The sequence below is a fragment of the Kitasatospora sp. NPDC056800 genome, from assembly GCF_042789775.1.
GTDB lineage: Bacteria > Actinomycetota > Actinomycetes > Streptomycetales > Streptomycetaceae > Kitasatospora.
Map to the genome: position 1 here is coordinate 1 of NZ_JBHUAL010000355.1, position 4,022 is coordinate 4,022.

Here is a 4,022-nt window from a genome sequence, read left to right on the forward strand (position 1 = left end):
TCACGCAGATCTACGAGGGGACCAACCAGGTCCAGCGGATCGTGATGGCCCGCAACCTCCCGTAACGCGCACACACACGCACCGACGGCCGGTCCTGGGAGCGGCCCGGCCGTCGGCGCCGACCCCGCGCACGGATGTTAGGTTCCGGTGGATGAGCGAGAAGGAAGAGCAGGACCAGCCCATGAATGACGGGCCCTCGAAGCCGGCGATGCGCGAGGCGCTGGTGGCCGCGGCCTTCGAGCTCTTCCTGGAGCGCGGCTTCGAACAGACCACCGTCGACGACATCGTCTCGCTGGCCGGCGTCGGCCGGCGCTCCTTCTTCCGCTACTTCCCGGCCAAGGAGGACGTGGTCTTCCCCGACCACGAGCGCAGCCTCGCCGAGATGACGGAGTTCCTGGAGTCCGGCACCGGCGAGGAGGACCCGGTCAAGCACGCCTGCGACGCCGCCCGCCTGGTCCTGCGGATGTACGCCGAGCAGCCCTCCTTCTCCGTCCAGCGCTACCGGCTGACCCGCAAGGTGCCCGGCCTGCGGGCGTACGAGCTGTCCGTGGTCTGGCGCTACGAGCACACCCTCGCCGCCTACCTGCGCGGCCGCTTCGCCGACCGCCCGGACGGCCCCCTGCGCGCGGACGTGATCGCCGCCGCCGTCGTCTCCGCGCACAACCACGCCCTGCGCACCTGGCTGCGCTCGGGCGGGAAGAGCGACTGGGTGGCCGAGGTGGACGCGGCGATGGCCTTCGTCACCGGCACCTGGGGCGACCGCCCGGCCGAGGCCGCCGCCGAGGGCGAGTCCGACGACGTCGTGGTGCTGGTCGCCAGCCGCCGGGCGCCGCTGTGGCGGATGGTCCAGAGCATCGAGAGCGCGCTGGGCACCGACGCCCGCTGAGGCCCGACGCGCGGGCCCGGCAAGGAGCCCCCGCCCCGGTACGCGCCGCCCCCGACCGTCACCCGGACGGCGCAGCCGCGCCCGCAGCGGCCCCGGTTGACGGCCCGTGCGCCGTGCGCGGCTCCCGGCGCCGGGCGAGACTCGGTCGCAGGACGGGGCCTCCCGGGCGGCGGGCGGCCCGGGAGCGCGAGGGAGCGGCGATGCCGACGACGTCCCGGCAGCCGGGCAGCGGCCCGACCCTGCACGAGGTGCTGCTGCACAAGGGCTACCCGCGCCTGCTGCTGATCTCGGCACTGGTCGGCATCCCGGTCTCGCTGGCGGCCTTCGGCTTCGTCGGCCTGGAGCACGAACTCCAGCACTGGGTCTGGGAGAGCCTGCCGGCCGCGGCCGGCTACGGGCGCGCCCCCTGGTGGTGGCCGCTGCCCGCGCTGCTGCTGGCCGGCCTGCTGCTCGCCCCGGTCGTGACCCGGCTGCCCGGGCGCGGCGGCCACGTCCCGGTGGACGGGCTGGGCGGCCCGCCCACGCCGCCGGTCGCCGTCCCCGGCGTGGTGCTGGCCGCGCTCGCCGGTCTGCCGCTGGGCGTGGTGCTCGGCCCGGAGGCACCGCTGATGGCGCTCGGCGGCGGCCTCGCCCTGCTCGCCGTCCGGTCCGCCCGACGTGCCGAACAGCCGCAGCTGGTGGCGGTGTTGGGGACGGCGGGGGCGGCGGCCGCGATCTCCACCATCTTCGGCAGCCCGCTGGTCGCCGCCGTGATGCTGATCGAGGCGGCCGGGCTGGGCGGCCCGCAGCTGATCGCGCTGATCCTGCCCAGCCTGCTGGCCGGCGGGGTCGGCGCGCTGGTCTTCACCGGCTTCGGCCACTGGACCGGCCTGGCGATCGGCGCGCTCTCGCTGCCGCAGGTGCCGAAGAGCGGGGTCCCGGACGCGGGTGACTTCCTCTGGGGCGTCCCGCTGGCCGTCGCGATCGCCGTGGTCTGCGTGGCCGGGCAGACCGTCGGCCGCCGGGTGAAGACCCTCACCACGACCGGCACCGCCCGGCAGACGGCTCTGCGCACCGTGCTGTGCGCGGTCGCCGTCGGCGGCTGCCTCGCCGCGTACGCCCTGCTCACCGGCCGCTCCCCGGAGGAGGCCGCGCTCTCCGGGCAGGCCACCCTGGGCACGCTCGCCGCCGACCCGGCCGCCTGGCCGGTCGGCGCGCTGCTCGCCCTGGTGCTCTGCAAGGGGCTGGGCTGGTCGATCGCCCTCGGCAGCCTGCGCGGCGGCCCGATCTTCCCGGCGATCCTGCTCGGCGCGGCGCTCGGTACGGCCTGCGCGCCGCTGCCGGGCTTCGGTGCCGCGCCCGCCCTGGCCGTCGGCCTCGCGGCCTCCGGTGCCGCCGTCACCGGCCTGCCCGTCACCAGTACCGTCCTCGCGGCGGCCCTGCTCGGCGGCGAGGCGGCGAACTCGATGCCGCTGCTGATCGTGTCCACGGTGGCGGCCTTCATCACCGCGGAGGCGCTGCGCGGCCGGCCGAAGCGGGAGGCCGCCCCGGCCGGCCGCACGGAGGACGCCGGGGTCAGCTGACCTCCGCACCCGGGCCGTCCGGGACCGCGGTCAGGTACTGCTCGATCTGCTGCTGGTTCTCCACCAACCGCAGGCACAGGTGCCGCAGTTGGGCCAGCTCCTCGGCGCTGAAGCCGCGGAAGACGGCGGCCATCGCGCGCTCGGTGGGCGCCCGGAACTCCTCCAGCCAGGCCAGCCCCTCGGCCGTCGCGGTGACCAGCACCGCCCGGCGGTCGTTCGGGTCGGGGGAGCGGCGGGCCAGACCCTCCCGCTCCAGGGTGTCCACCAGGCCGGTCGCATTGCGCGGGCTCACCCCGCCGGCCCGGGCCAACTCGCCCACCGTCAGGCCCGGTTCACCACCTCCGTCCGCTCCACCCGCCCTGCTCGCCGCACCGAGCCGCACCAGCACGTCCAACGCCCCCGCGCTCAGCCCCCGTCCTCGTGATCCGTGCGCCCGCAGCTTCTCCACCGCGTGGAACGCCGAGCGTGCGGCGGCCGCCGCCTCCAGCGCCAGGGTGTCCCCGCCCTTCGTGAAAACGCCCATGGCCGTCCGCACCCTGCTGTCGTACAGCCGGCCCTCGGCATCCCGCCCCAACGGGCCGGCCGCCGCTTCCTCCGATGTATGTACCTGCTTCATAATGAAGTCATTCTGCATTGTGCGGCGCGCCTGTCAAGGGGGTGGTCCGTCAACCCGCCCGCCGAGGGCGGGACTTCGATGGGAGCCGGACGTGCGATCCGCGAGAGTGCGTCGGCCGCCCGAGCCGCCAGCCAACCGTTCCCGTACGCCGGAGCCGCGTATCGGCCCGTTCGAATGACGCTGCCGAGGGACGGGGCGGGACGGGCGGTGCGGCGGCGGTCCGTGGCGGGGGGCCGATCGGGACGAGGGGTGACGGGGGAGTGCTCCAGCCGACTGATCCTGCGAGATAGGCATACGAACTGTATTTCCGCTGGTGGGATCGGCGATTCTGACGGGGCGTGAGGCCGGACGGGTCGCGGCGCCGGTTGCGGCGGGGTGCGGGCCGTGGCTGTCTGAATCGCGGCGGGGCCGACCGGCGCCGCCACTCGATCCAGAAACTCCGTGGAGGAGATTTTCATGCGTGCTCTCAAGCGAGTCGTGGCTGTCGGCGCCCTCACCGTTCCGCTGGTCCTCGGCTGCGCCGGCCTCGCCTCGGCCGGCACTGGAGGCATCGACGCGAACTACGGCAAGGGCTACTTCACCGCCAACGAGAACGGCGCCGGTCTCGCGGCCCTCGAATCCCACGTCGGCCCCGATGGCGTCTCGCACGAGGACTTCTGGATCTGGGCGGACGACAGCGGCGTCACCGGTTCCTTCACGGGTTCGGGTGCCACCTTCGTCGACCCGGCCGCGGCCCCCGCCGACGCCCCGGCCGCCGCGGTCGCCGCGCCCGCCGCCGCCCCGGCTGCGGCTCCTGCCGCCGCTCCGGTCGAGGCTGCCGCCCCCGCTGCCGCCCCGGCCGAGGCCGCGGTTCCGGCCGAGGCTGCCGCTCCGGCCGCTGCCAACGAGGGCTGACCGAGCCCTGCCACCTCGGGCGTGACCCGCACCGTCCCGTCGGGCCAGGCCCACCCGGATGCCC

4 protein-coding genes are annotated in these 4,022 nt (G+C 75.6%); 3 read left to right on the plus strand and 1 reads right to left on the minus strand.

All coding sequences use genetic code 11. The annotated features are described in order from the left end of the window. The first annotated feature begins 151 nt into the window (after positions 1–151). Positions 152–886, plus strand: a complete 735-nt coding sequence (locus ACFRQN_RS40040) for a TetR family transcriptional regulator (protein ID WP_234348735.1) — start codon at positions 152–154, stop codon at positions 884–886. A 200-nt stretch (positions 887–1,086) separates the two neighbouring features. Beyond that, positions 1,087–2,448 carry a chloride channel protein gene (locus ACFRQN_RS40045; protein WP_380745577.1) on the plus strand — a complete coding sequence of 454 codons (1,362 nt, stop codon included), beginning with the start codon at positions 1,087–1,089 and terminating at the stop codon, positions 2,446–2,448. Here ACFRQN_RS40045 and ACFRQN_RS40050 read toward each other — a convergent pair. Further along, the gene (locus ACFRQN_RS40050; RefSeq protein ID WP_380745579.1) at positions 2,441–2,971 is read right to left on the minus strand and encodes a MarR family winged helix-turn-helix transcriptional regulator; all 531 of its coding nucleotides are present in this window, start codon (positions 2,969–2,971) and stop codon (positions 2,441–2,443) included. The two genes, ACFRQN_RS40045 and ACFRQN_RS40050, sit on opposite strands and share 8 nt — an antisense overlap. A 549-nt stretch (positions 2,972–3,520) precedes the next feature. Between ACFRQN_RS40050 and ACFRQN_RS40055 the strand changes: the two genes are divergently transcribed. Beyond that, positions 3,521–3,958 carry a hypothetical protein gene (locus ACFRQN_RS40055; protein ID WP_181970532.1) on the plus strand — a complete coding sequence of 146 codons (438 nt, stop codon included), beginning with the start codon at positions 3,521–3,523 and terminating at the stop codon, positions 3,956–3,958. Positions 3,959–4,022: the final 64 nt, after the last annotated feature.

What these genes read in the sequence shown, in the direction of transcription:
- ACFRQN_RS40045 (WP_380745577.1), top strand. Translation starts at nt 1,087, where the DNA reads ATGCCGACGACGTCCCGGCAGCCGGGCAGCGGCCCGACCCTGCACGAG.
- ACFRQN_RS40055 (WP_181970532.1), top strand. Translation starts at nt 3,521, where the DNA reads ATGCGTGCTCTCAAGCGAGTCGTGGCTGTCGGCGCCCTCACCGTTCCG.
- ACFRQN_RS40040 (WP_234348735.1), top strand. Translation starts at nt 152, where the DNA reads ATGAGCGAGAAGGAAGAGCAGGACCAGCCCATGAATGACGGGCCCTCG.
- ACFRQN_RS40050 (WP_380745579.1), bottom strand. Translation starts at nt 2,971, where the DNA reads ATGGGCGTTTTCACGAAGGGCGGGGACACCCTGGCGCTGGAGGCGGCG.